24 protein-coding genes are annotated in these 26364 nt (G+C 64.4%); 9 read left to right on the top strand and 15 right to left on the bottom strand.

What is annotated here, in order from left to right:
- Nucleotides 1–80 precede the first annotated feature (80 nt).
- From alkB to NLM15_RS13600, 4 genes are all read right to left on the bottom strand, one after another.
- Nucleotides 81–734 carry a DNA oxidative demethylase AlkB gene (alkB, locus tag NLM15_RS13615; RefSeq protein ID WP_254117528.1) on the bottom strand — a complete coding sequence of 218 codons (654 nt, stop codon included), beginning with the start codon at nt 732–734 and terminating at the stop codon, nt 81–83.
- Between the two features lie 9 nt (nt 735–743).
- Nucleotides 744–1487, bottom strand: coding sequence for a 2OG-Fe(II) oxygenase (locus tag NLM15_RS13610; protein WP_254117526.1), 744 nt, complete (start codon nt 1485–1487; stop codon nt 744–746).
- Between the two features lie 253 nt (nt 1488–1740).
- Complete coding sequence (locus tag NLM15_RS13605) at nt 1741–2427, bottom strand: DUF2848 domain-containing protein (RefSeq protein WP_254117524.1); 687 nt, start codon at nt 2425–2427, stop codon at nt 1741–1743.
- Nucleotides 2420–3769, bottom strand: coding sequence for an amidase (locus NLM15_RS13600; RefSeq protein WP_254117523.1), 1350 nt, complete (start codon nt 3767–3769; stop codon nt 2420–2422). Before NLM15_RS13600 ends, NLM15_RS13605 begins: the two co-directional genes overlap by 8 nt.
- A 176-nt stretch (nt 3770–3945) precedes the next feature.
- Here NLM15_RS13600 and NLM15_RS13595 point away from each other — a divergent pair, with 176 nt between their 5' ends.
- The 4 genes from NLM15_RS13595 to NLM15_RS13580 all read left to right on the top strand — a co-directional run bounded on the left by NLM15_RS13595 (nt 3946) and on the right by NLM15_RS13580 (nt 7702).
- Nucleotides 3946–4359 carry a Zn-ribbon domain-containing OB-fold protein gene (locus NLM15_RS13595; protein WP_028172362.1) on the top strand — a complete coding sequence of 138 codons (414 nt, stop codon included), beginning with the start codon at nt 3946–3948 and terminating at the stop codon, nt 4357–4359.
- A 3-nt stretch (nt 4360–4362) separates the two neighbouring features.
- Entirely contained in the window at nt 4363–5502 is a 1140-nt protein-coding gene (locus tag NLM15_RS13590) for a thiolase (RefSeq protein ID WP_254117522.1), read from the top strand.
- A 5-nt stretch (nt 5503–5507) separates the two neighbouring features.
- Nucleotides 5508–6422, top strand: a complete 915-nt coding sequence (locus NLM15_RS13585; RefSeq protein ID WP_254117521.1) for an SDR family oxidoreductase — start codon at nt 5508–5510, stop codon at nt 6420–6422.
- A 113-nt stretch (nt 6423–6535) separates the two neighbouring features.
- The gene (locus tag NLM15_RS13580) at nt 6536–7702 is read left to right on the top strand and encodes an SMP-30/gluconolactonase/LRE family protein (protein ID WP_254124231.1); all 1167 of its coding nucleotides are present in this window, start codon (nt 6536–6538) and stop codon (nt 7700–7702) included.
- A 72-nt stretch (nt 7703–7774) separates the two neighbouring features.
- Here the strand turns inward: NLM15_RS13580 and ppc are convergent, their stop codons facing one another.
- The 3 genes from ppc to NLM15_RS13565 form a co-directional block, all read right to left on the bottom strand.
- Complete coding sequence (ppc, locus tag NLM15_RS13575) at nt 7775–10573, bottom strand: phosphoenolpyruvate carboxylase (protein ID WP_254117519.1); 2799 nt, start codon at nt 10571–10573, stop codon at nt 7775–7777.
- 301 nt (nt 10574–10874) lie between these two features.
- The gene (locus NLM15_RS13570) at nt 10875–11516 is read right to left on the bottom strand and encodes a glutathione S-transferase family protein (protein ID WP_254117517.1); all 642 of its coding nucleotides are present in this window, start codon (nt 11514–11516) and stop codon (nt 10875–10877) included.
- Between the two features lie 266 nt (nt 11517–11782).
- Nucleotides 11783–11998, bottom strand: a complete 216-nt coding sequence (locus tag NLM15_RS13565; protein WP_254117515.1) for a hypothetical protein — start codon at nt 11996–11998, stop codon at nt 11783–11785.
- Between the two features lie 265 nt (nt 11999–12263).
- Between NLM15_RS13565 and NLM15_RS13560 the strand changes: the two genes are divergently transcribed.
- Nucleotides 12264–13826, top strand: coding sequence for a winged helix-turn-helix domain-containing protein (locus tag NLM15_RS13560; protein WP_254117513.1), 1563 nt, complete (start codon nt 12264–12266; stop codon nt 13824–13826).
- A gap of 136 nt (nt 13827–13962) precedes the next feature.
- Here the strand turns inward: NLM15_RS13560 and NLM15_RS13555 are convergent, their stop codons facing one another.
- The 4 genes from NLM15_RS13555 to NLM15_RS13540 all read right to left on the bottom strand — a co-directional run bounded on the left by NLM15_RS13555 (nt 13963) and on the right by NLM15_RS13540 (nt 17823).
- The gene (locus NLM15_RS13555) at nt 13963–14367 is read right to left on the bottom strand and encodes a YccF domain-containing protein (RefSeq protein WP_254117511.1); all 405 of its coding nucleotides are present in this window, start codon (nt 14365–14367) and stop codon (nt 13963–13965) included.
- A gap of 88 nt (nt 14368–14455) precedes the next feature.
- Nucleotides 14456–15250 carry an enoyl-CoA hydratase/isomerase family protein gene (locus NLM15_RS13550; RefSeq protein WP_254117508.1) on the bottom strand — a complete coding sequence of 265 codons (795 nt, stop codon included), beginning with the start codon at nt 15248–15250 and terminating at the stop codon, nt 14456–14458.
- A 106-nt stretch (nt 15251–15356) separates the two neighbouring features.
- Nucleotides 15357–16901, bottom strand: a complete 1545-nt coding sequence (locus NLM15_RS13545; protein WP_254117506.1) for an acyl-CoA synthetase — start codon at nt 16899–16901, stop codon at nt 15357–15359.
- Nucleotides 16902–17013: 112 nt separating this feature from the next.
- Nucleotides 17014–17823 carry a crotonase/enoyl-CoA hydratase family protein gene (locus NLM15_RS13540; RefSeq protein WP_254117504.1) on the bottom strand — a complete coding sequence of 270 codons (810 nt, stop codon included), beginning with the start codon at nt 17821–17823 and terminating at the stop codon, nt 17014–17016.
- A 105-nt stretch (nt 17824–17928) separates the two neighbouring features.
- Between NLM15_RS13540 and NLM15_RS13535 the strand changes: the two genes are divergently transcribed.
- Nucleotides 17929–18801 carry an SDR family oxidoreductase gene (locus tag NLM15_RS13535; protein ID WP_254117503.1) on the top strand — a complete coding sequence of 291 codons (873 nt, stop codon included), beginning with the start codon at nt 17929–17931 and terminating at the stop codon, nt 18799–18801.
- Nucleotides 18802–19061: 260 nt separating this feature from the next.
- Entirely contained in the window at nt 19062–20642 is a 1581-nt protein-coding gene (locus NLM15_RS13530; RefSeq protein WP_254117501.1) for a fatty acid--CoA ligase, read from the top strand.
- A 126-nt stretch (nt 20643–20768) separates the two neighbouring features.
- On the opposite strand, the gene NLM15_RS13525 is transcribed toward NLM15_RS13530, so the two are convergent.
- Nucleotides 20769–22043 carry an acyl-CoA dehydrogenase family protein gene (locus tag NLM15_RS13525; protein WP_254117500.1) on the bottom strand — a complete coding sequence of 425 codons (1275 nt, stop codon included), beginning with the start codon at nt 22041–22043 and terminating at the stop codon, nt 20769–20771.
- A gap of 212 nt (nt 22044–22255) precedes the next feature.
- Here NLM15_RS13525 and NLM15_RS13520 point away from each other — a divergent pair, with 212 nt between their 5' ends.
- On the top strand, nt 22256–23035 hold the full coding sequence (locus NLM15_RS13520) for an enoyl-CoA hydratase-related protein (RefSeq protein ID WP_254117499.1): 780 nt from the start codon (nt 22256–22258) through the stop codon (nt 23033–23035).
- Nucleotides 23036–23225: 190 nt separating this feature from the next.
- Here the strand turns inward: NLM15_RS13520 and NLM15_RS13515 are convergent, their stop codons facing one another.
- Genes NLM15_RS13515 through NLM15_RS13505 form a run of 3 tightly spaced genes read right to left on the bottom strand, consistent with a single transcriptional unit; the run spans nt 23226 to nt 25377 of the window.
- Nucleotides 23226–23603 carry a DUF6285 domain-containing protein gene (locus tag NLM15_RS13515; protein WP_254117497.1) on the bottom strand — a complete coding sequence of 126 codons (378 nt, stop codon included), beginning with the start codon at nt 23601–23603 and terminating at the stop codon, nt 23226–23228.
- A gap of 2 nt (nt 23604–23605) precedes the next feature.
- The gene (locus NLM15_RS13510; RefSeq protein ID WP_254117495.1) at nt 23606–24592 is read right to left on the bottom strand and encodes a phosphotransferase family protein; all 987 of its coding nucleotides are present in this window, start codon (nt 24590–24592) and stop codon (nt 23606–23608) included.
- Nucleotides 24589–25377, bottom strand: a complete 789-nt coding sequence (locus NLM15_RS13505; protein ID WP_254117493.1) for an enoyl-CoA hydratase/isomerase — start codon at nt 25375–25377, stop codon at nt 24589–24591. The genes NLM15_RS13510 and NLM15_RS13505 overlap by 4 nt, the downstream gene beginning before the upstream one ends.
- A 166-nt stretch (nt 25378–25543) precedes the next feature.
- Here NLM15_RS13505 and NLM15_RS13500 point away from each other — a divergent pair, with 166 nt between their 5' ends.
- On the top strand, nt 25544–26323 hold the full coding sequence (locus NLM15_RS13500; protein WP_254117492.1) for an SDR family NAD(P)-dependent oxidoreductase: 780 nt from the start codon (nt 25544–25546) through the stop codon (nt 26321–26323).
- Nucleotides 26324–26364 lie beyond the last annotated feature (41 nt).

The following is a 26364-nucleotide window of genomic DNA, read 5'->3' as shown; positions in this document are numbered from 1 at the left end:
CGAGGCCCGGCTGCGACATCTCGGCCTTCATCCTTCGAGACGCGCGCCGAGTGGCGCGCTCCTCAGGATGAGGGGATAGATCACCGCGTCCGTCGAAACGTCAGATTGATCCGCTTCCGGCCGAGCAGCGCATGCTCGCCGTCGGCGAGCGGCGCGACGCCGTGATAGGCGAGCCGTGACGGTCCGCCCCAGACGACCACGTCGCCATGGACAAGCCGGAAGCGGCGTGGCTTGTCGCTGCGCGCCAGGCCGCCGAACAGGAAGGTCGCGGGTAGCCCGAGCGAGACCGAGACGATCGGCGCCGAATAGTCCAGCTCGTCCTTGTCCTGGTGCAACGATAGCCGCGTGCCGGGCTCGTAGCGATTGACGAGGCAGGCATCGGGCGCAAAGCCGGTGAAACCTCCCTGCTCTGCCGCGCGGCGGGCGAGGTCGCGGAGCACGGGCGGCATGGCGGGCCAGTGCGCGCCGGTTCGCGGATCGATGGGATCATAGCGATAGCCGGTGTGATCGGTGATCCAGCCGCGCTCGCCGCAATTGGTCATCGCCACCGACATCAGATGGCCGCCGGGCGTGGTCATGCGCCGGAACGGCGACTGCGCCACGATGGCGCGCACGGCATCGATCAGCTCGCTCTCGATCGGCCTGACGAATCCGCGCAGCAGCACGGCGCCATCGGCGATGTCTTCGCGCAATGGCTGTGCTTCAGCGACAGTATCGAACAGGTCACCCGTCAATCGCAGCGCTCATTTGGCATCATGGAAGATCACACCCACCGTGTGGCGCTGGCCGGTGCGAAGCCGGCTGACGCCGTGGCGCAGGTTAACGCGGTAGGTGCCCCGTGTCCCCTGCACCGGGCGATGATGCACGGCAAAGGCGACGGCGTCACCCTGCGTTAACGGCACGACCTCGGCGCGCGACTGCATGCGCGGGCGCTGCTCGGTTAGCACGAACTCGCCGCCGGTGAAGTCGCGTCCCGGCTCGGACAAGAGGATCGCGACCTGCAGCGGGAACACGTGCTCGCCATAGAGGTCCTGGTGCAGGCAATTGTAGTCGCCGGCCTCATATTGCAGCAGCAGCGGCGTCGGCCGGCTCTGGCCCGCCTCGTGGCAGCGCTTGAGGAACGCCGCATGTGCGGCCGGATAGCGGATGTCGATCCCCATCGCCTCGTTCCAGCGATTGGCGACGCCTTGCAGATGCGCATAGAGCGCCGGGCGGAGCTGCGCGATGAGGTCCGGCAGCGGATAGGAGAAATATTTGTACTCGCCGCGGCCAAAGCCGTGGCGGCCCATGACGATACGGCTGCGGAAGCTTGCATCATCCGGATAAAGCGCGGCGACGGCGCGGCACTGGTCCGGCGTCAGCAGGCCCTTCAGGACGGCGCAGCCCTGGGTGTCGAGCTCGGCGGTGATTTGCGGCCAGTCGAGGGCATCGACGTGGGTGGTGAGGTCGGCAGATGAGGGCGGGGATTTGCGTGCTGTTGCTGTCATGGCCATGACTTTCGCAATGCGCCCCCCTCTGGCGCCACCCGATTTCCGACGACTTCCCCGTCATTGCGAGCGAAGCGAAGCAATCCAGAATCCCTCCGCGGAACCAGCCTGGATTGCTTCGTCGCAAGCGCTCCTCGCAATGACAGAGGAGAGATCTCGTAGGGTGGGCAAAGGCGCGAAGCGACGTGCCCACCATCACGAAATGGTGGGCACGCTTCGCTTTGCCCACCCTACAGGACTGTTGCTTGTGGAGCTAGCCCAGCACCGGCAGCGTCACGACGTCGTAGCCGTGCTTGATCGTCCGCTTCAGCACGGGGTCCTCGAGCTCGAACTCGAACCGATCCGCCGGCCGGATGCCGCCCTTGGCCGCAAAAGTGCCGCCGAACATGGCACAGCTGTCGGGCAGCTTCCCGCCTGGAAAGCCGCGCGCGATGAGATCGGCGACCGGCAGCATCGCGTCCAGCGTGCCCTCCTGGTAGAGCACGCGCTCGCCCTTGATCGTGGCCCAGGAGCGCAGGATCATCTTGTCCCAATGACCGATGACATCCTCCAGCTCCCACAGCGTGGACGCGATCGGCTTGTCGCACATCTGCTTCGACACCGTGACGTTGTAGGCCTCGACCTTGCGGTCGGTGTGGTCGGAGCCACAGCCGACGAAGATGCGGCCTTGCCAGCCGATCAGCACGAACTCGACCTCGCCCGAGGAATCGCCGCCGGTGCATTCGATGCTGTCTTCCTGGGTCAGCCGCCGTGCCGCGCCGCGATAGTAGATCGGCGTCGAGGCCGGCGGGGCGATGCCCATCTCTTGCAGCTCGGCGATATGCTTGTCGCGTGCGACCGGGTCGCGGCCGGTCCAGCCGGCGATGACCATCTGGTCGATCGCCAGCGTCAGCGGCGTTGTGGTGTCCTGGGCGTCGACGGTGAAAGTCAGGTCAAACACGAATTACGGCCTCCATGCCGGCAGCAAGCTCGAAAATACGGCGGTCCGATCCGCCCGCGCCCGCCAGCATCAGGCCGACGGGAACGTCGCCCTCGCGATGTGCGGGCAGCGAGATGGCGCAGCCGTCGATCATGTTGATGAGGGTGCAATTGCGCAGCGCCCGCAGGTTTTCCCTGGTGAACGCCTTGTCGTCGGCGAGATCGGAAATCTTCGGCGGCGTGTTGGCGGTGGTGGGCAGCACCAGCGCGTCATAGGGCGCGAGGCGCGCATTGACGCGGGCGATCAGCGAGCGGCGCTCGTTGAGGAGATCGATGTAATCGGCCGCGCTCTGCGCCTCGCCGCGCATGATGCGCACGAAGACCCTGGGGTCGTAGACGTCGCCCTTTGCGGTGATGAGATAGCGGTGCCAGGCGAAGCTCTCGGCGGCGGCAAAGCCGCCCTTGGCGTTCATCGGGCCGATGTCGTGGAATTCCGCCATCTCGATGCGCTCGATGATGGCGCCGTGATCGGCAAGGGTCTTCAGCGTCCGCTCGAAGGTCTCGGAGACCTCAGCGTCGAGGTCGTCCAGCGCGACGGTGGTCGGCACGGCGAGCCGCATGCCCTTCACGGGGCGCGGCTTCAGCGGGACAACCGGCTCGTTCGCCAGCACGGCATCGAGAATGGCACAGCAGCTGACCGATCGCGCCAACGGCCCGATGCTGTCGAGCGAGAACGACAGCGGCACCGCGCCGTCGAGCGGCACGCGCCGCTGCGTCGGCTTGTAGCCGACGATGCCGTTGAAGGCCGCCGGAATCCGGCAGGAGCCGCCGGTGTCGGTGCCGAGCGCGCCATGCGCCATGCCGTCGAGCACGGAGACCGCGGCGCCCGAGGACGAACCGCCGGGCACATGGCCCACGGCGCGGTTCCAGCCCCCCTTCGGCGTGCCGTAATGCGGATTGATGCCGATGCCGGAATAGGCGAACTCGGTCATGTTGGTGCGGCCGATCAGCACGAAGCCGGCCTTGCGCAGGCGGGCCACCGTTGCCGCATCGTGCTCCGCCGGATCGGAATCGTCGAGCGCACGGGAGCCGGCGCGCGTCGTCTGTCCCTTGATATCGAAGAGATCCTTGATCGAGATCGGGATACCGGCATAGCGCGACGGCGCGGCCTTGACCTTGCGCAGGGTATCCATCGCGTCAGCCGTTGCGAGCGCGGCGTCCCTGTCGACATGGATGAAGGTGCGCTGGCCCTCGCCGGCCGGGTCGGCGATCCTGGCGATGCACGCCTCGACCAGCTTGCGGGAGGTCGTGCGGCCGCTTTCGAGGTCTTCGGCGAGCTTCGCCAGAGTCGGAAAATCGGGCATGTCTGTCTCACGGAATATTGCGCGCGCAATCTATAGCGCCGGCTCAGCTCGACACAAGCATTGTGCGCATGATGGCATGCATGCGCATTGCTGGACCGTTGACGCGCCATGGTCGATTGTCGCATCAAGATCGAAACAGGCGGGCGTGAAGCCTGTGCCTTGGGAGGACCATCTAAATGGCCGAGCCGCAGCGCGCGCGACCGAAACCGACGCCGGAAACCCAGCATTTCTGGGACGGCACGAAAGCGGGCGAACTGCGCCTGCAGCGCTGCGACGCCTGCGCGCATGTCTATTTCCCGCCGCGCCCGTTCTGCCCGTCCTGCGCCTCGCGCAAGGTCAGCATCTTCAAGGCGAGCGGCAAGGGTTTCCTCTACAGCTACGTGATCAACCACCGTCCCGCCGCGCCCGGGTTCACCCCGCCTTACGCGATCGCCGTGGTCGAGCTTGCCGAAGGGCCGCGGATGATGAGCAACATCATCGACTGTCCGCAGACGCCGGAAGCGCTGGAGCTCGACATGAAGCTCGAGGTCGCCTTCCAGGAGCTCGACGACAAGATCACCCTTCCCGTCTTCCGTCCGGCGAAGGGGTAGACCATGCGCAGGAACCAGGTTGCCGTCGTCGGCGCGGCCGAGACCACCGAGCTCGGCGTCGTCCCCACCATGTCGCAGCTCCAGCTCCACGCTGATGCGGCGCTCAATGCAATCGCGGACGCCGGGCTGAAGCTGTCCGACATCGACGGGTTTGCGACCGCGGTCGAAACGCCGCAGCAGGTCTGCCACTATCTCGGCATCAAGCCGACCTGGGTGGACGGCACCTCGGTCGGCGGCTGCTCGTTCATGCTGCACGTCCGCCATGCGGCGGCGGCGATCGAGGCCGGCCTGTGCAAGACCGTGCTGATCACCCATGCCGAGAGCGGCAAGTCGATGATCGGCAAGCTACCGCGCTCGACGCCGGCCGACAGTCTCAACGGCCAGTTCGAGGCGCCCTACGGCGTGTACGGTCCGCCCAGCATGTTCCCGATCCCCGTGCTGCGCTTCATGAAGACCTACGGCATCACCCATGAGCAACTCGCCTCGGTGGCAGTCGTGCAGCGGGAATGGGCGGCGAAGAATCCGCGGGCGATGATGAAGGACCCGATCACGGTTGCCGACGTCCTCAACTCGCGCATGATCGCCTATCCATTCCGTCTGCTGCAGTGCTGCCTCGTCACCGACGGCGGCGGCGCGCTGATCCTGACCTCGGCCGACCGCGCCAGGGATTTTCCGCGCAAGCCCGTCTACATCATGGGCACCGGCGAGAGCGTGGAAACGCCGATGGTCAGCCAGATGGAGACCTTTAATTCCTCGCGCGCGTTCAAGACCGCGGGCCCCCTCGCCTTCAAGGAGGCCGGCATCGCACACAAGGACGTCGATCATCTCATGATTTACGACGCCTTTGCGCATCTGCCGCTGTTCGGCCTCGGCGACCTCGGCTTCATGCCGCATGAGGAGACCGGCAAATTCATCGCGGACGGCAACACAAGGCCGGGCGGCAAACTTCCGCTCAACACCAATGGCGGCGGATTGAGCTACATGCATTCGGGCATGTACGGCATGTACGCGCTCCAGGAGAGCGTGCGCCAGATGCGCGGCATCGCACCGGCGCAGGTCCCGGGCGCGAAGATTTCGGTGTGCCACGGCGTCGGCGGCATGTTCGCGGCATCAGGCACGATCGTGTTTACGAACGAGAGGTAATCCACATGAGCAAATCACTGCAAGACAAGGTCATCATCGTCACCGGCGCGGGCCGCGGCATCGGGCGCGAAATCGCGCTGCTCTGCGCGGCCGAAGGCGCCAAGGTCGTGGTCAACGATCCCGGTGGCGCTTCCGACGGCGCCGGCACGAGTGCCACGCCCGCGGAAGAAGTGGTCGAGGAAATCAAGAAGCGCGGCGGCACCGCCGTTGCCAATTTCGAAAGCGTCGCGGAAGCAATCCCCGCCAGCAAGATCGTGAAGACCGCGACCGATCATTTCGGCCGGCTCGACGGCGTCGTCAACAATGCCGGCATCTTGCGCGACATGATCTTCCACAAGATGAGCGTGGAAGCGTTCGAGGCCGTCATCAAGGTGCATCTGATGGGCTCGTTCTACGTCTCGCATGCCGCCGCGCGGATCTTCCGCGAGCAGGAGAGCGGCTCCTTCGTGCACTTCACCTCGACCTCGGGCCTGATCGGCAATTTCGGCCAGGCCAACTACGCCGCGGCCAAGCTCGGCATCATCGGGCTCTCCAAGTCCATTGCGCTCGACATGGGCCGCTTCAACGTCCGCTCGAACTGCGTCTCGCCGTTCGCCTGGACCCGCATGATCGGCACCATCCCGACCGAGACCGAGGCCGAAAAGGCGCGCGTCGAGAAGATCAAGCAGATGGGCCCGGAGAAGATCGCGCCGATCTGCGCCTATTTGCTCTCCGATGCCGCCAAGGAGGTCTCCGGGCAGATCTTTGGCGCGCGCATGAACGAGCTGTTCCTGTTCAGCCAGAACCGTCCGCTGCGCTCGGTGCACCGGAGCGAAGGCTGGACGCCGCAATCGATCGCGGAACATGGCATGCCGGCGCTGAAGGGCTCGTTCTACAAGCTCGACCGTTCCGCCGACATCTTCCCCTGGGATCCCGTCTAGCGGTTTCCGAGCGATTGCTGCGTTGCGATCTCCGGTTGTCCGGCCGGAGATCGCCCGCATTACGCCCGATTGCGGGCGAATGGTTTCCTTCCAACAAAAAATGGGAGGCGACTATGACAAAACCACTGACTATTTCTGTCGGTACCAATGACCATTGCCTCGGGCGCCGCGCTCTCCTGAAAGGCGCGGCGGCTGCAGTAGCCGCGACGGGCGTCACCATGAACGCAGCCATGGCGGCTTCCGTCACGCCGTTCGGCCAGACCGCCACTCCGACGAGGTCGACGGCGCCATTGCCCTTGGGACCTCTCCCCGGCAGCCGCTACCCCGACTCCCGTCTGGAATCCGCCAAGAAGGGGCCGCCAACGTTCGGGCCTGCGGACTTCCCGGCCTTCGCCGGCACCATGGCGGTCGAGCGGGTTGCAACCGGCTTCAGATGGGCCGAGGGTCCCGTGTATTTCGCGGCCGGGCGATACCTGTTGTTCAGCGACATTCCCAACAACCGCATCATGCGTTTCTCGGAGGATGACGGTCACGTCAGCGTCTACCGTCAACCCTCGATGAACTCGAACGGCAACACCATCGATCGCGAAGGACGCCTGATCACATGCGAGCATAGCGGCCGGCGCGTGACGCGGACTGAACTCGACGGCTCGATCACCATCATTGCCGACAAATTCAATGGCAAGCGACTGAACTCGCCGAACGATGCGGTCGTTACTGCCGATGGCGCGATCTGGTTCACCGACCCCGCCTACGGCATCGGCGGCTTCTATGAAGGGATCAAGGCCGAGCCCGAGCAGGAGAAGAAGAACGTCTACCGGGTCGATCCGAAGTCCGGAGATGTCAAGGTCGTCATCGACGATTTCGTGGAGCCCAACGGGATCACCATCTCGCCCGACGAGAAGAAGCTCTACATCTGCGAGACCGGATTCACGGACGGACCGGACAATCCATCGCATATCCGCGTGTTCGACCTCGACGTGGCTGCGGGGAAGGTGTCGAACAGCAAGGTCTTCGCCGAGATGCCAAAGCCAAGCATCACCGACGGCGTCCGCTGTGACACCGAAGGACGAGTCTGGTGTTCGGTGGGCTGGGGCGATCCCAACGAAGACGGCGTGCGCTGTTATACGCCATCGGGCAATCTGCTCGGCAAGATTCATATTCCGGAAACAGTGGCGAATCTGAGCTTCGGCGGTCAGCAGAGAAACAGGCTGTATATCTGTGGCTCGACATCGCTTTATGCCGTCTACACCAGTGTGCAGGGCGCACTAAAGCCGTGAACATCAACGAATAGCGAGTGGGGAGTAGCGAATAGTTGGCGGCGCCCCGCCCATCTGTTCGCTATTCGCCTCTCAACCCGTATTCCGCAACCCCGCCGAGATCCCGTTGATCGTCAGCTGAATCCCGCGCAGCACCTGCTCGTCCGGATTTTGCGCGCGATGCTCCTTGAGCAGCTCGACCTGCACGTGGTTGAGCGGATCGAGATAGGGAAAGCGGTGGCGCACCGAGCGCTCCAGCAGCGGGTTGCCTTGCAGCAGCCGGTCCTGGCCCATGATGTCCAAGAGCGTCTCGATGCAGGAGTGCCATTCGCGGCGGATGCGGCCGAAGATTTTTTCGCGCAAGTCTTCGTCCGGCACGAGTTCGGCATAGCGCGAGGCGATCGCGATCGAGCTTTTCGCGAGCACCATGTCCATGTTCGACAACAGCATGCGGAAGAACGGCCATTCCTTGTAGAGTTCCTTGAGGAACGGCATGCCCTTGTCGGGGTGCTCGGCGATCCACTGCTCCACCGCGCTGCCAAAACCGTACCAGCCGGGCAGCATCAGGCGGCACTGCGCCCATGAGAACACCCAGGGGATCGCGCGAAGATCCTCGATCGCACGGGTCTTCTTGCGCGAGGCCGGACGGCTGCCGATGTTCAGCGTCGCGATCTCGTTGATGACGGTGGACGCCCAGAAATAATCGACAAAACCCTCGGTCTCGTAGACGAGACCGCGATAGGCCTTGAAGGCGAGGTTCGACAGCTCGTCCATCGCGGTCAGATATTCGCGGCGCGGCGCGCTCTGGCGCGGATGCAGCAGGCTCGCCTCCAGCGTGGCGGCGGCCAGGATCTCCAGATTGTTGCGGCCGACTTCGGCGTTGGAATATTTCGACGAGATGATCTCGCCCTGCTCGGTGATGCGGATCTGGCCGTTCACCGCGCCGCCGGGCTGCGCGATGATGGCGTCATAGCTCGGCCCGCCGCCACGGCCGACCGAGCCGCCACGGCCGTGGAACAGGCGCAACCGGACGCCGTGGCGCTCGAACACGTCGACGAGGCCGATCTCGGCCTTGTAGAGCTCCCAGCCCGAGGTGACGAAGCCGCCATCCTTGTTGCTGTCGGAATAGCCGAGCATGACCTCCTGCACGCTGCCGCGGCTGTCGACGAGACGGCGGTAGTCGTGCAGCGAGAGCATGCGATCCATGATGCCGCTGGAGGCCTGCAAGTCCTCGATGGTCTCGAACAGCGGCACGACGTTGATGGCGCTGCGCCCGGAGGGATGGACGAGGCCGACCTCCTTGAGCAGCACCGCGACCTCGAGCATGTCGGACATGCCCTTGCACATCGAGATGATGCATTGGGGAATGGCGTCCGAGCCGAACTTCGCATGCGCCTCCGCGGCGGCATGGAAGACGTTCAGCTCGCCCATCGTCTCGTCGCTGTATTTGACGAACGGCGACACCAGCGAGCGCGTGCTGCGCAATTCGTTGGTGAGCAGCGAAATGCGCGCTTCCTCGCCGAGCGCGAGATAGGACATGCCGGGGTTCGCGGCATCCATCAGCTCGGCGATGGTACGTTCGTGCACGGCCGAATTCTGGCGGATGTCGAGCCGCGCCAGATGGAAGCCGAAGCAATCCACCGCGCGCCGCAGCAGCCGCAGCCGGCCGCGGGCGATGACGCGAGCATTGTTGGAGATCAGCGAGCGGTGCAGCACGTCGAGATCGGCCTGCAGCTCCCTGACGGTCTCGTAAGGCCTGCCCTTGCCGACCGGACGGCGCGTGATCTCGACCTCGAGCTTTTCGGCCGTCGCCGTCAGGCGCGCATAGATGCCGGAGACCGCGAGACGATAGGGCTCGCCGCTCCGGTGCGGCGAGGTGTCGGGCGAGCGTTCCGCCAGTGTCCGCAGCTCTTCGGAAACGTCGGCGAGATGCGCCGCGATCGACAGCTCCGAGCCGAGCACATGCAGCTCGTTCAGATAGAACTGCATCACCCGGCTCGACTGCAGCCGCAGCGTGCCGCGCATCACGTCGGCGGTGACGAAGGGATTGCCGTCGCGGTCGCCGCCGATCCAGCTACCCATGCGCAGGAACGAGGCGAGCTCGCTCGCCGCCGCCTCGCCGCCTGCCTCCAGCCGGTCTTCCAGCACGTTGACCAGCCGCGGCACCTCGCGCAGGAAGGTATAGTCGTAGAAGGACAGGCCGTTGGCGACCTCGTCGAGCACGGTCAGCTTGGTGCGGCGGAGCAGATTGGTCTGCCACAGCGTCAGCACCTCGCGGCGGAGCTGCTCATCGCTGGCGGCGGCCTCGTCCGCGGTCAGCGCAACGCGCTCGCGGCGGTCGAGCAGGCTTGCGACCTCCATCTCGCGGTCCATGGTGCTCTTGCGGCGGACCTCGGTCGGGTGCGCGGTGAGGACCGGGCTGACCAGCGCGGTCTTGAAGAAGTTGCGGAGCACGTCGGGGCCGATCCCGGCGTCCCTGGCATGGGCCAGCGTCTCCGCCAGCACCCCGGCCTCGCCGCCCTTGGCAGCGCTACGCGCCCGCATCTGGCGGATATTGTTGTGGTCCTCGGCGATGTTGGCGAGGTGGGAGAAATAGCTGAAGGCGCGGACGATCCGCACGGTCTCGGAGGTCGACATGCTGTCGAGGATCTGTTCGAGCTCGCGGCGGGCGAGCCGGTCCTCGTCGCGATGGAACCGGATCGAGGTCTGCCGGATGCGCTCGACCAGGTCGAACAATTCGGCACCCTCCTGGTCGCGCACGGTGTCGCCCAGAATGCGTCCGAGCAGGCGGATGTCGTCACGCAGCCGTGCATCTGCCTCCAGCGCCTGAACGTCCTCAGGGCGGTTGGGGCGCTGATCGGTGGCGTCGGATGGTACGGTCTGGAGGGACATGGCTCGCTCCCCTTGTAGAGCTCCCTGCGGCTCCCCGGTCCGGGGGAGTGTGCGATATTTTTCTGCCGCAGTGCAAGATGAACTTGGGGGCGGCGCGGCAACACCGCCGATCAAGGTTGGACAAGGTTGGGATTGCGCCTTGCAGCGCGCACACATGCCTTCGGTCTCGCGGTGGCGGGCCGCTTCACCATCGCGCGAGACTCAGAGTTCAGTGCAAGCTGGAAGCTCCCAACTGGTCGAGGCCCGCGAGGAACTCTTCGGTTACCCAACCAGCCGCTTGGCCGCTCTGCTGAAGCGAGCACTACAATCCGGGTGATCTCGCCGCCCAAGCCTTGGTGGCCTGGCAGCTTTCCATCGCTCGGGCATAGGCAGGGCGTGCGGTCGTGCGGGCGAGATAGTCCCGCTCGGTCGAACCGGGGACGTAGTTGCCAGTTCGCAGGCCGAGCAGGAGGGCGTAGCTCACCGAGATATCGGCTGCAGTGAATCGGTCGCCGGCGAGATAGGGGCATTCCGCGAGGCGGCGGATAACCAAACCAAGCCGGCTCTCGAAGGTCTCGAGTGCCCAGCGTGTAACCCGAGCATTTCGCTCGGCTTCGGGCGCCAGTCCGCGACCGACCAAGACGGCGTTCATCGGCCCGGCGAGCCCGGCCTCGCCCAAGTGCAGAAATTGCAGATAGGACGCGAAGGCGGGATCGTCGGGGGCGACGGCGAGCGAAGCTGAGCCGTGGCGGGCGAGCAGGTACTCAAGAATCGCGATCGATTCGACCATGATCATCTCGCCGTCCTGCAGTGCGGGAATGAAGCCGGCAGGGTTGATAGCGAGGAAATCGTGATCCTTCTCGGCTGCAAGCAGATCGACCGGACGCAGCCGATAAGCCAATCCTAATTCTTCGAGCAGCCAAACAACGCGAAAGCCACGACCTTCGCCATAGACGGTGAGCATAGTTAAGCGTTCCTGGATTGGGCCAGACGTACAAATTCGCAGAGGTGATCCAGTCGCGCAATGGATTATCGATGGCGCATCGTGCGCTCAAGGGTTGGCGCATACTCGCCATCCTACAATGCGGGCCCTTCCCACTTTAAGGGTTCACGACCGCGGCCGGAGACAAGCGACGCGACGGGCCACAGCCGGACTCTCAAACCGCTACCGCGAGCCAATCAATCACCTCGTCAACGAGCACCAACATGCAAGGTCGTATTTTCGCTGTCTCAGGGCTGCAGGAGTGATAGGAGCCTCTGACGGTCTTGATCGCGTAGGCGCTGGCATTCACGCAGCCATTCCAGCTCCTTTTCAGCGCTTGCAGTATTTTGACCTTCCCGTTTCAAGTCGAGAACCAGCCGCTCCTGTTCTGCAAGCTGGCGCTCTCCTGCGACCACTTCACGCTCAACGCGGCCCAACTCGTCATAGATCGAGGTTCTGTCCATCGAAGCGCTCCACGCGCTCGATCAACCCGATCCACGTTTCACCGTTCCCTTTCTTTTGCTGATTTTTCCCAACCGCTTTTGCGATGCCGGGAGGTGTGGAGTCACCCGTGAGCTCTCGGAGTCCCAGGCGAAAGTCAGGAACGGACCCAAAGCCGACTTCAGCGACTTCCTTCGGCAGATCAAAGGTAACAGAGCTCGCTTACAATTTCCTCACTGGCAGCTTATTCTCGGGGTTTCAGAGGGTGGCCCGCGCGAGGAATGCAGCTTGCGTTTTCTTTTTGAGGATTACGCATTGGATACCGACAGGCGCGAACTGCAGCGCGCAACGGACGTGGTTGTTGTCACCCCCCAAGTGTTCGATCTGCTTGAATACCTGATCCGAAACAGAGAGCGCGTCGTCAGCAAGGACGACCTCATCAACGCCGTTTGGAAGGGACGCATCGTCTCGGATGCTGCGCTGACGACTCGCCTGAATGCCGCCCGGAGCGCAATCGGCGACACGGGTGAGAAACAGCATCTAATCAAAACATTGCCGCGCAAGGGTTTCCGCTTCGTGGGTGCAGTGCAGGAAGCCCGGGGGCCCGCAAATGAGACGGTGGGCCCCGTCGAGCGAACCGGCGACACGGCGCCGCGGCTGTCCATCGTCGTGCTTCCCTTCGCGAACCTGAGCGATGATCGCGAACGGGACTATTTCGTGGATGGTATAACCGAGAGTTTGACCACGGACTTGTCGCGCATCAATGGTTCATTTGTAATCGCACGGAACAGCGCCGCCTCATACAAGGGCAAAGCAGTCGATGTACGGCAAGTCGGCCGCGAATTAAACGTTCGCTACGTGCTCGAAGGCTCAGTGCAGCGCAGCGGCAAGCGGCTTCGGATGAACGTGCAGTTGATCGATGCCAAGAGCGGCCAGCATCTTTGGGCCGATCGCTTCGAGAAGCCTGTCGTCGATTTGTTCGACATGCAGGACGAGATCGTATCCAGGCTCGCCAATACGTTAGGTGCCCAGCTCATCGAGGCTGAGGCGCGACGCGCCGAGCGTACGCTGCATCCCGATGCGATGGATTTGTACTTCCAGGGCCGGGCCTGGTTGATGAAGGGGTTTAGCCTTGAATGCGTGACGCAAGCGCGGAGCTTCTTCGAACGCTCTCTGGAGTTCGACCCCGGCAACGTCGAAGCAATGATCGGCCTGGCAAGTGTTGATACGACAATTGCAGCCAGCTTTACGACGGATGATGGGCCTGCGCGGCTTGCAGCGGCCGAGGCGATGGTGAATCAGGCATTGTCGATCAGGCCGAACTATACTTCAGCCCACTCGGCTCGGGGTTGGGTTCAGATCTTTACGAACCGGGCCGCCCAAGGCATCCGTGAATTCGAGCATGCGTTGGCGCTGGATTCGAATAGGGCCAACGCTCATGCTGCCCTTGGTTTTGCCAAATTCTATATGGGGCGCGGTGCCGAGACCGAAGGCCATGTACTCGAGGCTCTACGTCTTTCCCCTCGCGACGTTGAAGCCTACCAGTGGACGTGTTATGTGGGCGTGGCCAAGTTGCAGCTTGGTTCGGACGTCGAAGCCGTCAGTTGGCTACGACGAAGCACTGAGGCGAACCGCAACTTTCCTCTCGCTCATGTGTTGCTCGCTGCTGCGTTGGGCTTGACCGGCACGCTCGATGAGGCGCGAGCTGCTGCAAGAACGGGACTTGCGCTCAACTCAGGTTTCACCATCCGTCGCTTGTTCGTTGCTCAACGAAGCGACAACCCGATTTTCCTTGCTGGGCTCGAGCGCGTCTGTGAAGGCCTGCGCCTCGCTGGCGTGCCGGAAGGGTGATGGGCGCTTCGGGTCAGAAGCCGGTTTCAGCGCGTTCCCGCCCTACGTCGTCTTTGGGTCACAAGCCGCCAATGAGGATCAGGCACGGCAAACGTCCGCTTCATCTCCAAAAGCTGAAGCCTGCGAGCCGAGAGCTCTAGACCGGCACGATCACTTTGCCGATCGGCCAGAGCGCGATCCCGGCGAGCTTCAGATGGGCCCAGGCGAACGGGATGCCGATGATGGTGACCGCGAGGACCAGAGCGGTCAGGAGATGGCCGAGTGCCAGCCACCAGCCGGCGAGCACGAACCAGATGATGTTGCCGATCACCCCGAGCGGACCGGTGCCGATATCGCTCTCGCCGGTGACGTCGTAGCGGCTGACTGCCCGCGAGCCGAACGGCAGCAGCGTGTAGACCGCGATGTTGAACGCCGCCCGCGCCCACGGCAGGCCGATGATGGTGACGGCCATGATGACCGCGGCGACCAGCCAGCCGAACGCCATCCAGGCGCCGCCGATGAGGATCCAGAGCAGGTTGAGCAGGATGGAAACGGGGGCCATGGGATGATCCGCGAGACAGTGACGCCGTCCATATAGGGACGAAATCTGTCCCTGCTAGGACGGCGTAGCCCGGACCGACCGACGACGCCTACCGCCCTTCGAACTTCGGCTCGCGCTTCTCCATGAAGGCCTTCATGCCCTCGGCCATGTCCTGCGTCTTGAACAGGGGCAGGAGCTGGAGATAGACGTGGTGGACATGATCGGAGAAGTTCTCGTTCATCCCCATCCGCATCATGCGCTTGGAGGCCTGCACCGCGAGCGGCGCGTTGGCGGCGATCTCGCGGGCAATCGCAGTGGCGCGGGTCATCAGCTCGGCGTCCGGCACGACCTCGTTGGCGAGGCCCCACTCCAGGCACTCGCGCGCGCTGAGCGTGCGGCCGGTAAAAATCAGCTCGGAGGCCTTGGCCCAGCCGAGCATCCGCGGCAGCAGCCAGGTGCCGCCGGATTCCGGCACGACGCCGCGCTTGACGAAGGCGGCGGCGAGCTTTGAGGACTCCGCCATGATGCGGATGTCGCAGCCGAGCGCGGTGTCCATGCCGTAGCCGGCGGCGCCGCCATTGACGGCGCAGATGGTCGGCTTGTCCATCGCCTGCAGCACGGTCGGCGGCGTGTTGCGGAGGTTGATCGTGGTCGGCGACGAGGCGGCGCTGAGGCCGTTGCCGTCGCGCTCCTTGCGGAGGTCGAGACCGGCGCAGAACGCCCGCCCCTTGCCGGTGAGGATCACGACACGCACGTTCTTGTCCTCGTTTGCCTCGGTCAGTAGCCGCGCCAGATCGTTCAGCATCGGGCCGGAGATCGTGTTCATGCGCTCCGGCGCGTTCAGCGTGATGGTCGCGATGTGGTCGGCGACCTCGTAGAGGACTTCTTTTGCGGCGTCGCTCATGGGGGCCCTCGTTGTCGGTTCATGTAGCCCGGATGAGCGTAGCGACATCCGGGACCTTAACTCTCACCGTCCCGGGTATCGCTTCGCTCACCCGGGCTACGAACTGTCAAATCTTCCGTCCCGCGCGCTCCCAATAGGGGTCGCGGAGGCGGCGCTTGAAGATCTTTCCGGAGTCTTCGCGCGGCAAACCGCTGCGGATCTCGATGTGCTTGGGCACCTTGTAGTCCGCGAGGGAGGTCTTCAGGCGCGCACGGACATCGGCGGCATCGAGCGTGATGCCGGACTGCGGCTCGACCACGGCCATCAGCGCCTCGCCGAACTCGGCATCGGGGATGCCGAACACCGCGCAATCATGCACGCCGGGCACCGCGTGCAGCACGGATTCGATCTCCGCAGGGTAGATGTTGACGCCGCCCGAGATCACCATGTCGCGCTTGCGGTCGCAGATGAAGACATAGCCGTCCTCATCGAGGTAACCGACGTCGCCGGAGGTGATGAAACCGTCGCGGTCGATCTCGGCGCGCTTTTCCGCCTTGTTGTGGTAGGTGAAATCGGCCATCTCCGCCATGCGGGAATAGATCTCACCGATCTCGCCCACCGGCAGCTCCCTTCCGTCATCGCCGATGAAGCGCAGTTCGGCGCCTGGCGAGATCCTGCCGACCGTGCCGGGCTTCTTCAGCGCATCCTCGGAGGTCGCGAAGGTGACGGCGCCGGATTCGGTCGAGCCGTAGAATTCGTAGATCACCGGCCCCCACCATTCGATCATCGCGCGCTTGACTTCGGCCGGACAGGGAGCTGCGGCATGAATGATGTGGCGCAGCGAGGAGACGTCGTATTTCTTGCGAACTTTCTCCGGCAATTTCATCAGGCGGATGAACATGGTCGGCACCATGAAGATGGTGTCGATCTTGTACCGCTCGATCAACTGGAGGAATTCCTCCGCCTCGAAGCGCGGCATCAGCACCAGCGCGCCGCCGAGTTTTCCCGCGCGAATGCCGAACGAGTTCGGTGCGGAATGATAGAGCGGCCCCGGCAGGATCGTGCGGGCGCCGGGCTTCAGCCCATAGATCATCGCACGCATGCGCTCGGCGGCCGCCGCCTGTTCCGGCGTGGGCGCATTGCGCCGGACGCCCTTGGGATGGCCTGTTGTCCCCGAGGTGTAGATCATGTTCATCGGCTGCGGCACGACCGGCCCGTCGTAGGGCGGGTGTTGCGCGAGCCAGGATTCGAAATCGATCGCGAAGGCCGGCGTCTTCAGGTGATCGGGATCGATCTTGTAGCTGGACAAAATCTCCGGCGGCGTCGGCACGCTGAGCACGGTGACGCCCTTCGGAATCGCATCGCGCAAGGCGTGCAGCATGTCGGCATGTCCGATCAGGACTGACGTTCCGGTATCCCCGAGGATGTAGTTGATCTCCTCCGGCTTGAAGTGCCAGTTGATCGGCACGCCATAGGCACCGAGCCGCATTGCGGCGTAGGCGGCTTCGAGGAAGGCAATGTCGTTTCGCATCAGCATGCAGACGCAATCGCCCTGCCTGACGCCGATTTTGGCGAGGCCGCTTGCGATGCGATCAGCGCGACCGGCTACCTCCGCATGATTGCGGCGGCGATCGCCGGAGACGATGCCGAGGAACTTAGACGTTTCGCTCATTTCTGCTTTTCTTTGTTGTTGTGTTCGTCATTCCGGGGCGATGCGCAACATCGAACCCGGAATCTCGAGGTGCCGGGTCTGGTCCTTCGGACCATCCCGGAACGACCGAAAGCTAGTCCGCATACTTCGCCGCGCGCTTCTCCAGATTCGACCGCACCGCCTCGGTCTGGTTGGCGCTGCCGATCAGCTTCTGCTGCTCGACGGACTCCGCGAGCAGCGCGGGACCCGGATCGACCGAGAGATTGTTCAGCAGACGCTTGGCCGCACGGATCGCATCCGGGCTCTTGCCGGCGATCTCGCGCGCGACTTCGAGAGCCGTGGCGCGCGGGTCGTCGCAGATGCGCGTCGCGAGACCATAGGTCATCGCCTCCTGCGCGGAGAAGATGCGGCCGGTATAGGTGAGGTCACGAAGGATGTCGTCGCGCACGAGACTTGCGAGGATCGGCGTTCCCGCCATGTCCGGCACGAGGCCCCATTTGATCTCCATCACCGACATCCGCGCATCGGGCGAGAGGAAGCGCATGTCGGCGCCGAGCGAGAGCTGGAAGCCGCCGCCGAAGGCGACGCCGTGCACGGCCGCGATGACGGGAACCGGAAGCTGGCGCCATCCCCATACCGCCTGCTGCGGAAAGTTTGCTTGCCCATGCGTCCGCTTGGTGAGATCGCGATTTTCGCCACCCGGAATTCCGTTGCCGCCCTTCTCCTTCATGGCGGCAAAACGCCCCATGTCGAGACCGGCGCAGAAGGCGCGGCCTTCGCCCGAGAGCACGACGACACGCACGCCCTTTTCTTTCGAAAGCCGCTCGGTTGCCGCAACAAGGGCCTCGAACATGGCCTGATCGAGCGCATTCATCTTGTCCGCGCGCACCAGGCGCACGTCGGCGACGCCCTCCGAGATCGAGATCGAGACGCGCTCTTCCATGGATGAATTCTCCCCTGTTCTTGTTCGGTGCCGCTTTACAGGAAGACGGCGGCCGGATTTAGTCAATCGACCAATTAACTGACAATCCCTACGGGGGAAACAGCCATGTTCAAGGAAAATCTTCTGGCCGGCCGGCGCATCCTCGTGACCGGCGGCGGCACCGGGCTCGGCAAGTCGATGGCGGCCCGCTTTCTCCAGCTTGGCGCCGAGGTGCACATCTGCGGCCGGCGCAAGATCGTGTGCGACGAGACCGCGACCGAGCTGATGGATCAGTATGGCGGCCGCGTCACCAGCCACGGCGTCGACATCCGCAACGCGCTCGCGGTCGAGGAGATGGTCGAGAATATCTTTCGCGACGCGCCCCTCACCGACCTCATCAACAACGCCGCCGGCAATTTCATCTCGCGCAGCGAGGAGCTATCGCCGCGCGGATTCGACGCGGTCGCCAACATCGTCATGCATGGCACGTTCTACGTCACGCATGCGGTCGGCAAGCGCTGGATCGCCTTGAAGCAGCCCGGCAATGTCGTCTCGATCACCGTGACCTGGGTGCGCAACGGCTCGCCTTACGTCGTGCCGTCGGCGATGAGCAAGTCGGCGATCCACGCCATGACGATGTCGCTCGCCACCGAATGGGGCCGTTACGGCATCCGCCTCAACACGATCGCGCCCGGCGAGATCCCGACCGAGGGCATGAGCAAGCGCATCAAGCCGGGCGATGAAGCCGGCGCGCGCACCAGGGCGATGAATCCGATGGGCCGCGTCGGCACCATGGAGGAGTTGCAGAACCTCGCGGTGTTCCTGATCTCCGGAGGCTGCGACTGGATCACCGGCGAGACCATCGCCATGGACGGCGCACAGGCGCTCGCCATGGGCGGCAATTTCTACCAGCTCCGCGACTGGAGCGACGACGACTGGAAGACCGCGCGCGAGAGCATCATGGCGCAGAACGAGAAGGACCGGGCGAAGAGAGGGTAGCATCCTCTCCGCTGTCGTCCCTGCGAAAGCAGGGACCCATAACCACAGGGAGCAGTTTGGCGAAAGCTCGTCATGACCAGCCTTCGCCACATTGCGTTTAGTGGTTGTGGCGACGAGCGCAGGCGCTCGCGCCGGGGTCCCGGATCTGCGCTCCGCTTCGCTGCGCTTGTCCGGGACGACAGCGTGGGCTTCCCATCTTGTCTTCACCCCCGGATGACGCCACACTCCCCGGCATAAAAACAAAACGCCACGGGAGAGACATGTCCACCACACAGCCATTGGCGAACCTCGCCGACATGGTGCGCGAGCGCGCGAAGAGCCGCGGCGATGCGATCGCCTATGAGTTCGAGGGCCGCCTCACCAGCTTTGCCGAATTCGACGTCAGGACCAACAAGGTCGCCAACGCGCTGATCGCGATGGGCGTGAAGAAGGGCGATCGCATCGCCTATCTCGGCAAGAACAGCGACCTCTATTTCGAACTACTGATGGGCGCGATGAAGGCCGGTGTGGTGATGGCGCCGGTGAACTGGCGGCTCGCCGGGCCCGAGGTTGCCTTCATCGTCGCCGACTGCAAGGCCCCGGTGCTGTTCGTCGGGCCGGAATTCATCGCGCAAGTCCATCAGATCAGGGACAAGCTGCCCGGCGTCCGTACCATCATCACGACCGAGGGCGGCGCGCCGGAATGGCAGGATTTTGCGGGCTGGCGGGATGCACAGAGCAGCGATGATCCGAGGATCCCGATCACCCCACAGGATATCGCGATGCAGCTCTACACCTCCGGCACCACGGGCAAGCCGAAGGGCGCGATGCTGACGCATTCGAACTTCAACAGCCTGCTGCAGGCCGGGAGCGGCGCGGACACGCCGGAATGGAACAGGTGGTCGACCGACGACGTCTCGCTGGTCGCGATGCCGATCTTTCATATCGGCGGCTCCGGCTGGGGCGTTGTGGGACTCGGCCACGGTGCGCGCAGCGTGATCGCACGCGAGTTCGATCCGACCAAGGTGCTCGACTTCTTCGAGCAATTCGGCATCACGAAGCTGTTCATGGTGCCGGCGGCGATGCAATTCGTGGTGCGGCAACCGCGCGCGAAGACCATGGATTTCTCGCGGCTGAAATACATGCTCTATGGCGCCTCGCCTATTCCGGCGGCACTGCTGAAGGAATGCATCGAAATCTTCAAATGCGGGTTCGTGCAACTCTACGGCATGACGGAGACGACCGGGACCATCGTCGCATTGCCGCCGGAGGATCACGTCGAGGGCCTCGAGCGGATGCGCTCGGCTGGAAAGGCGCTGGCGGGCGTGGAGCTCGCGATCCTAGATCCCGACGGCAACCCGCTGCCGCCGCGGCAGGTCGGTGAAATCGCAACGCGCTCGGACCACAACATGGCCGGCTACTGGAATTTGCCTGAGGCGACCGCCGCGACGCTGCGCGCCGACGGCTGGCTGCGCACCGGCGATGCCGGCTACATGGACGAGGACGGCTATCTCTACATCCACGACCGCATCAAGGACATGATCATCTCGGGCGGCGAGAACATCTATCCGGCCGAGGTCGAGAGCGCGCTGTGCGATCATCCCGACGTCGCCGAAGCCGCCGTGATCGGCGTGCCCGATGACAAATGGGGCGAAGCCGTGAAGGCGGTCGTGGTGATGAAGCCGGGCAAGCAGGCGACCGCCACCGACATCATCAACTTCACCCGCGAGCGCATCGCCGGCTTCAAGACGCCGAAGAGCGTGGAGTTTCTGCCGGCCCTGCCGCGCAATCCGTCGGGCAAGATCCTGCGGCGGCAATTGCGCGAGCCGTATTGGACGGGGAAGGACCGGCGGGTGAATTGATCCCGCGGTGCCGTAGGGTGGGCAAAGGCGCAAAGCGCCGTGCCCACCATTTTTCCACATGTGCGGTAGAAGTGGTGGGCACGCTTCGCTTTGCCCACCCTACGATTGCTTCGCTCGCAGCGGCAGCTAATGCTTCCCCGGCCCCATATACCCGAACAGGAATCCCGCCACCTTGCGCATCTGGATCTCCTCGCTGCCCTCGGTGATGCGGTAGCGGCGATGGTGGCGGTAGATGTGCTCGAACGGCTTGTGGCGTGAGTAGCCCATGCCGCCGTGGACCTGCATGGCGCGGTCAGCGGATTCGCAGCAGAGGCGGTTTGCCCAGTAGTTGCACATCGAGACGCGGTCGGAGAGCGTGCGCTCGATCTGCTCCTCGGTGAGTTGGTCCATCTCCCAGGCGGTCTTGCGGATCAACAGACGCAGCATCTCGGCTTGCGTGGCAAGCTCGACCAGCGGGAACTGGATCGCCTGGTTCTCCGCGAGCGCCCGGCCGAACGGCTTTCGCTCACGCGCGTATTTGACGCTCTCGTTGATGCAGTAGACCGCCGCGCCCAGCGAGCTCGCCGCCTGGCGGATCCGGTTCTGATGGACAAAACACTGCGCCAGCGACAGGCCGCGGCCGACCTCGCCGAACAACGCATCCTCCGGAACGAACACGTCCGTAAAACTGACGCGGGGATGGTCGGTCGGCATGTTGAAGGTCCACATGTACTCCTCGACCTTGACTCCGTGGCTCTTGGCCGGCACCAGGAAGCAGGTGATGCCGCGCGCATCGCCGTCATTGCCCGACGTGCGCGCGAACAGCGCGCAATGCGTGGCGACGTGCATGCCGGTCGTCCACATCTTCTCGCCGTTGATGATCCAGCCCTTGACGTTGTCGCGGGTCGCCGGCACCGCGCGCGTCTCCATGTGGGTCGCATCCGAGCCGTGATGCGGCTCGGTCAATCCAAAGGTGATGCGGTACTTGCCCTTGATCGAGCCGTCGATCATCGCCTTCTGGTCGTCGCGGCCGTAGCGGTCGAGCATGGTGACGACGGGAAAATTGCCGACGATCGAGTGCTCGTTCTGGAGGTCGTTGTGCAGGCCAAGGCCCTTCGCCGCAAAATGCTCGCGGATCACGGCCATCCAGAGGTTGGAGCCGTCCTTGCCGCCATATTGCTTCGACACCGGAAAGCGCAGATGGCCGGCGGCGTCGGCGAGATCCTTTGCCTTGCGCAGCAGCGCCTCCCATTCGTGGCGCGGCAGGCCGCCATTCTCGAAATCGGTGCGCGCCCATTCGCGGCGATGATCGAAGAAGCGGATGTTGTCGTCGGCTTGCTCGAGCGGCTTGATCTCGCGTTCGATGAAACGGTCGAGCTCTCCGAGATAGGCGACGAGATCGGCAGGCAATGAGAAATCCACAGGTTCTCTCCCGGATTGATTTTATCGTTTTGCGTTAAGGCGCTAGGCGCGTTTTGCTTCGCACGATTAAGGTGAGAAGAGCGCGCGCAAGTCAAGCAAGCCGAGGCGTGTGACAGGCGCAAGGCGCGCCCGCGCATTTCGATGGTGCTCTCGCGCCGCCGCGCGGTAGTATGACGCCAATATTCCTTCACGAGAAAATGCGGGAGCGCGCGATGGAGCTGAAATTCTCAAAGGTGGAACGCAAGGGGCCGGTCACGATCGTCACGCTGTCGCGGCCCGAAGTTTACAACGCGCTCCACACCGATGCACATTTCGAGCTTCAGAAGGTGTTCGACGATTTCGCTGCCGACCCCGAGCAATGGGTCGCGATCGTCACCGGCGCCGGCGACAAGGCGTTCTGCGCCGGCAACGATCTGAAGTGGCAGGCCGCCGGCGGCAAGCGCGGCTGGGACAAGGGCGGCTTTGCCGGCCTCACTGCGCGGTTCGACTGCGACAAGCCAATCATCGCCGCTGTCAACGGCGTTGCCATGGGCGGCGGCTTCGAGATCGCGCTCGCCTGCGACCTGATCATCGCCTCGGAGAATGCGACCTTCGCCCTGCCCGAGCCGCGCGTTGGTCTTGCCGCGCTTGCCGGCGGGCTGCACCGGTTGCCGCGGCAGATCGGGCTGAAGCGCGCCATGGGCATGATCCTCACCGCGCGCCATGTCAGCGCCAAGGAAGGGCAAGAGCTCGGCTTCGTCAACGAGGTGGTGCCACAGGGCGAGGCGCTGTCGGGCGCGCTGCGCTGGGCGGAGATGATCACCAAGAACTCGCCGATGTCGATCCGCGCCTCGAAGCAAGCGATCCAGAAGGGTCTCGCGGTCTCGCTGGAGCAGGCGATCGAGGAGCAGCGCGAATATCCGGCGGTGAAGGCAATGGTGGCCTCGCAGGATTACGTCGAAGGCCCCAAGGCGTTCTCGGAGAAGCGTCCGCCGAAATGGGTGGGGAAGTAGGGCGTCTCTCTGCCGTCACGATGACGGGCATGCCCAACATCACCGGTGTCATGCCCCGGCTTGACCGGGGCATCCAGTACGCCGCAGCCCATCGATCAAATCACAACTGTCTCGGAGTACTGGATCGCCCGCCCCGGTGCGCAAGTGCGCACAAGGCGGGCGATGACAGCGAGTATGGCGCGCGACCTTCCTACTCGCCCCGCCCCAGCTCCCGCTTGTAGGACGCATAGTTCGGTTGATCGACCGCCAGCTTGTCCAGCGTGGTCGCCCACAGATGCTCGACAAGCCCCGGCGTCGCGAGGCCTGCTTCGCCCTTGGCGATGCGCTCGGCGAGCGCGCGGTTGAGGTCGGTGACCGAGCCGTCCATGCCGAGCAGCGCGCGCAGGCGCTCCACCTCCGCGGCGTCGCTCCCCTCCTCCCGCGTCAATTGCCGCGTGACGAGGTCGAGGATGTTGACGGCGACGCGCAGCTTGAAGGCCTGGTGGCCGGAGATCAGCGGCGTGATGTCGTTACGGAGGAAATCGGCAACCGCCTTGGTCAGCTCGATCGGTGTCGGTTCGTCTTGCATGCTTAGCTCCCGCGCGGCGCGAGCAGCCGCAACAGATCGATCTCGGTCTCGCTGGCGCGGCGGCCGATCATGGCGCGCTCCATCGAATGGTCCGGTCCCTCGCGGAACCGCTGCATCATGCCGCCGCACATGATGCCCCAGCGCAGCGTGCCCATCACTTCCCAGAATTTGACGCGCTCGGGATCGCATTTGCGGCCGGCTGCCTCATAGCCGGCGAACAGCTCCTCGCGCGAGCCGAAGCCGCCGACCGGCTTGTCGATCTCGCCGAAGCGCCAGGAGTTGACGCAAACCCAGCCGAGATCCTCCATGGGATCGCCGAGATGGGCAAGCTCCCAGTCGAGCACGGCCCGGACGCCGTCGGCACCGATGATGAGATTGCCGTTGCGGAAATCGCCATGCACCAGCGTGGTCTCGACCGACGGGCCGGGATCGTGGTCGCGCAGCCAGCGCAGTGCCAGCTCGAACACGGGCTTTGGCCAGTTCAGGCTGCGATGGTCGCGCTCGAACTCGGAGATCTCCTGGGTCGCGTTGCGGCTGCGAAGCTCGGGCAGCTTGTCCTGCGGCAGCCTGTGCAGGCCCGCAAGCACGCCGCCGATCTGCCGCGCGAGCCGCGGCCGTGCCGCAGCAAATTCCTCATCGCGCAGAATCTTGCGGGCGATGGTCTCGCCCTCGACCCGCTGCATGATGAAGCCGGTGCCGAGATCTTCATCCGGCGTCAGTACATGCATCACACGCGGCGACGGCACGCCCGCCTCGAAGGCGAGCTGCATCAGCTGCGCTTCGGCGGCGAGGCCCGCCGCGCGCGTTGGGGCTGCGCCATAGCCCTTCGGCGAGCGGCGCAGGATTGCGCCGATCGCCCCGTCGGGATGCACGATGTCGAAGCGCCAGGTTTCCTGACTGGCGCCGCCCGACAGCTTTGCTGCGCCGGTGACGCCGGTTGCGCCCTTGCACCAGCGCTGGACGCTGCGAAAAAGCTCCGCCTCGATCATTTGCCTTTGAACTGCGCCGGGCGCTTCTCCAGGAAGGCGCCGACGCCTTCGCGGAAATCATCGGTATCGCCGGCGCGGAGCTGGCACTGGAATTCGAGGTTGAGCTGGTCCTCGAAGGAATTTTCCGGGCTGTCCCAATAGAGCTTGCGGATCAACGACAGCGCGACCGTCGGCCCGCTCGCGAGGTCGCGCGCAAGCTTCATCGCCTCCTCCATCAGCACGCCGTCGTCGTAGACGCGGTTGACGAGGCCCCATTCCAGCGCCTTCTCGGCCGGCAGGCGCTCGCCCATCAGCGACAATTCGATCGAGCGCGCCCGGCCGACGAGGCGCGGCAGCAGCCAGGTCGAGCCGCAATCCGGCACCAGGCCGATGCGGCGGAACGCCTGCAGGAAGTAGGATGAGCGCGCGCACAGGATCATGTCGCCGAGCAGTGCGAAGCTCATGCCGGCGCCGGCGGCCGGGCCGTTGACCGCGGTCACGATTGGGCAATGCAGATTGCGGATGCGGCGCAGGAAGGGATGAAAACCGGTCTCGAGCGTCAGGCCGGCCTTGGTCTTCTTCGACTGGTTGTTGCGGCCCTGAAGATTGGCGCCCGTGCAGAACGCCCGCCCCGCGCCGGTCAGCACGACGCAGCGCACCTCCTCCTTCTTCTCCTCGATCGCGTCGAGCGCGTCGGCGAGGCCGCCCAGCATGTCCATGGAGACCGCGTTCATCACCTCCTGATGGTCGAGCCTGAGGATCGCGACCGAACCATCGAAATCGAGCGTGACGTGTTTGAACTGCATGGTTTCCTCGTGCGTTGCGGCCTGTGTCAGTTTCGCAGACCGGAATTACTTTTGCCGGGGCGCATATTTGATTTTTGTCGCGGCCTTGTCCATGGTGGTCAGAGCATAGCAAGCAATCTTGCGCGCAGCGGCTGATGCGCCTCATGCCAAAAACAGGAAACGCGCCATGAACATTTTCGACCTCACCGGCCGCGTCGCCGTGATCACCGGCGGCAATGGCGGTATCGGGCTCGGCATCGCGCAGGCGCTTGCCGGCCAGGGCTGCAACGTCTCGATCTGGGGGCGTAATCCTGACAAGAACAAGGCCGCTGCCGCGAGCATGGCGGGGCTATCAGGCAAGGTCGACAGCCGCGTCTGCAACGTCACCGATCCGGCCTCGGTCGATGCCGCGATGAAGGCGACGCTCGACATTTTCGGCCGGGTCGACGGCTGCTTCGCCAATGCCGGCATCGGCGGCGGCGGCCGGCGTTCCTTCATCGAGCGCACCGAGGAGGAATGGCGCACGATGTTCGCGACCAACCTCGACGGCGTGTTCCACGCGTTCCAGGCCGCCGCCAGGCATATGACCGATCGCGCCAATGCCGGAGACCCCTTCGGCCGGCTGGTCGCGACCTCGAGCCTCGCTTCGATCTTCGGCACCGCGCGCAACGAGCATTATGCGGCGACCAAGGCCGCCATCAACGCGCTGGTGCGTGCGCTCGGCGTCGAGCTGGCGCGGCACGGCGTCACCGCGAACGCGATCCTGCCCGGCTGGATCAAGAGCGACATGACCGCGGGCATCATGGCCAACGACAAGTTCGTCGCCAACGTGATGCCGCGCATTCCGGTGCGGCGCTTCGGCGAGGCCAGCGATTTCGGCGGCATCGCGGTGTATCTGATGAGCAAAGCGTCGTCGTATCACACCGCGGATACGTTCGTGATCGACGGCGGCTATACCGCATTTTGAGATCTCGCAGGGTGGGCAAAGGCGCTCTTGCGCCGTGCCCA

This window comes from Bradyrhizobium sp. CCGB20 (genome assembly GCF_024199855.1).
Classification (GTDB): Bacteria; Pseudomonadota; Alphaproteobacteria; order Rhizobiales; family Xanthobacteraceae; genus Bradyrhizobium.
The sequence above is the reverse complement of the archived record's forward strand: the minus strand, read 5'-3'. Positions and strand labels throughout refer to the sequence as shown.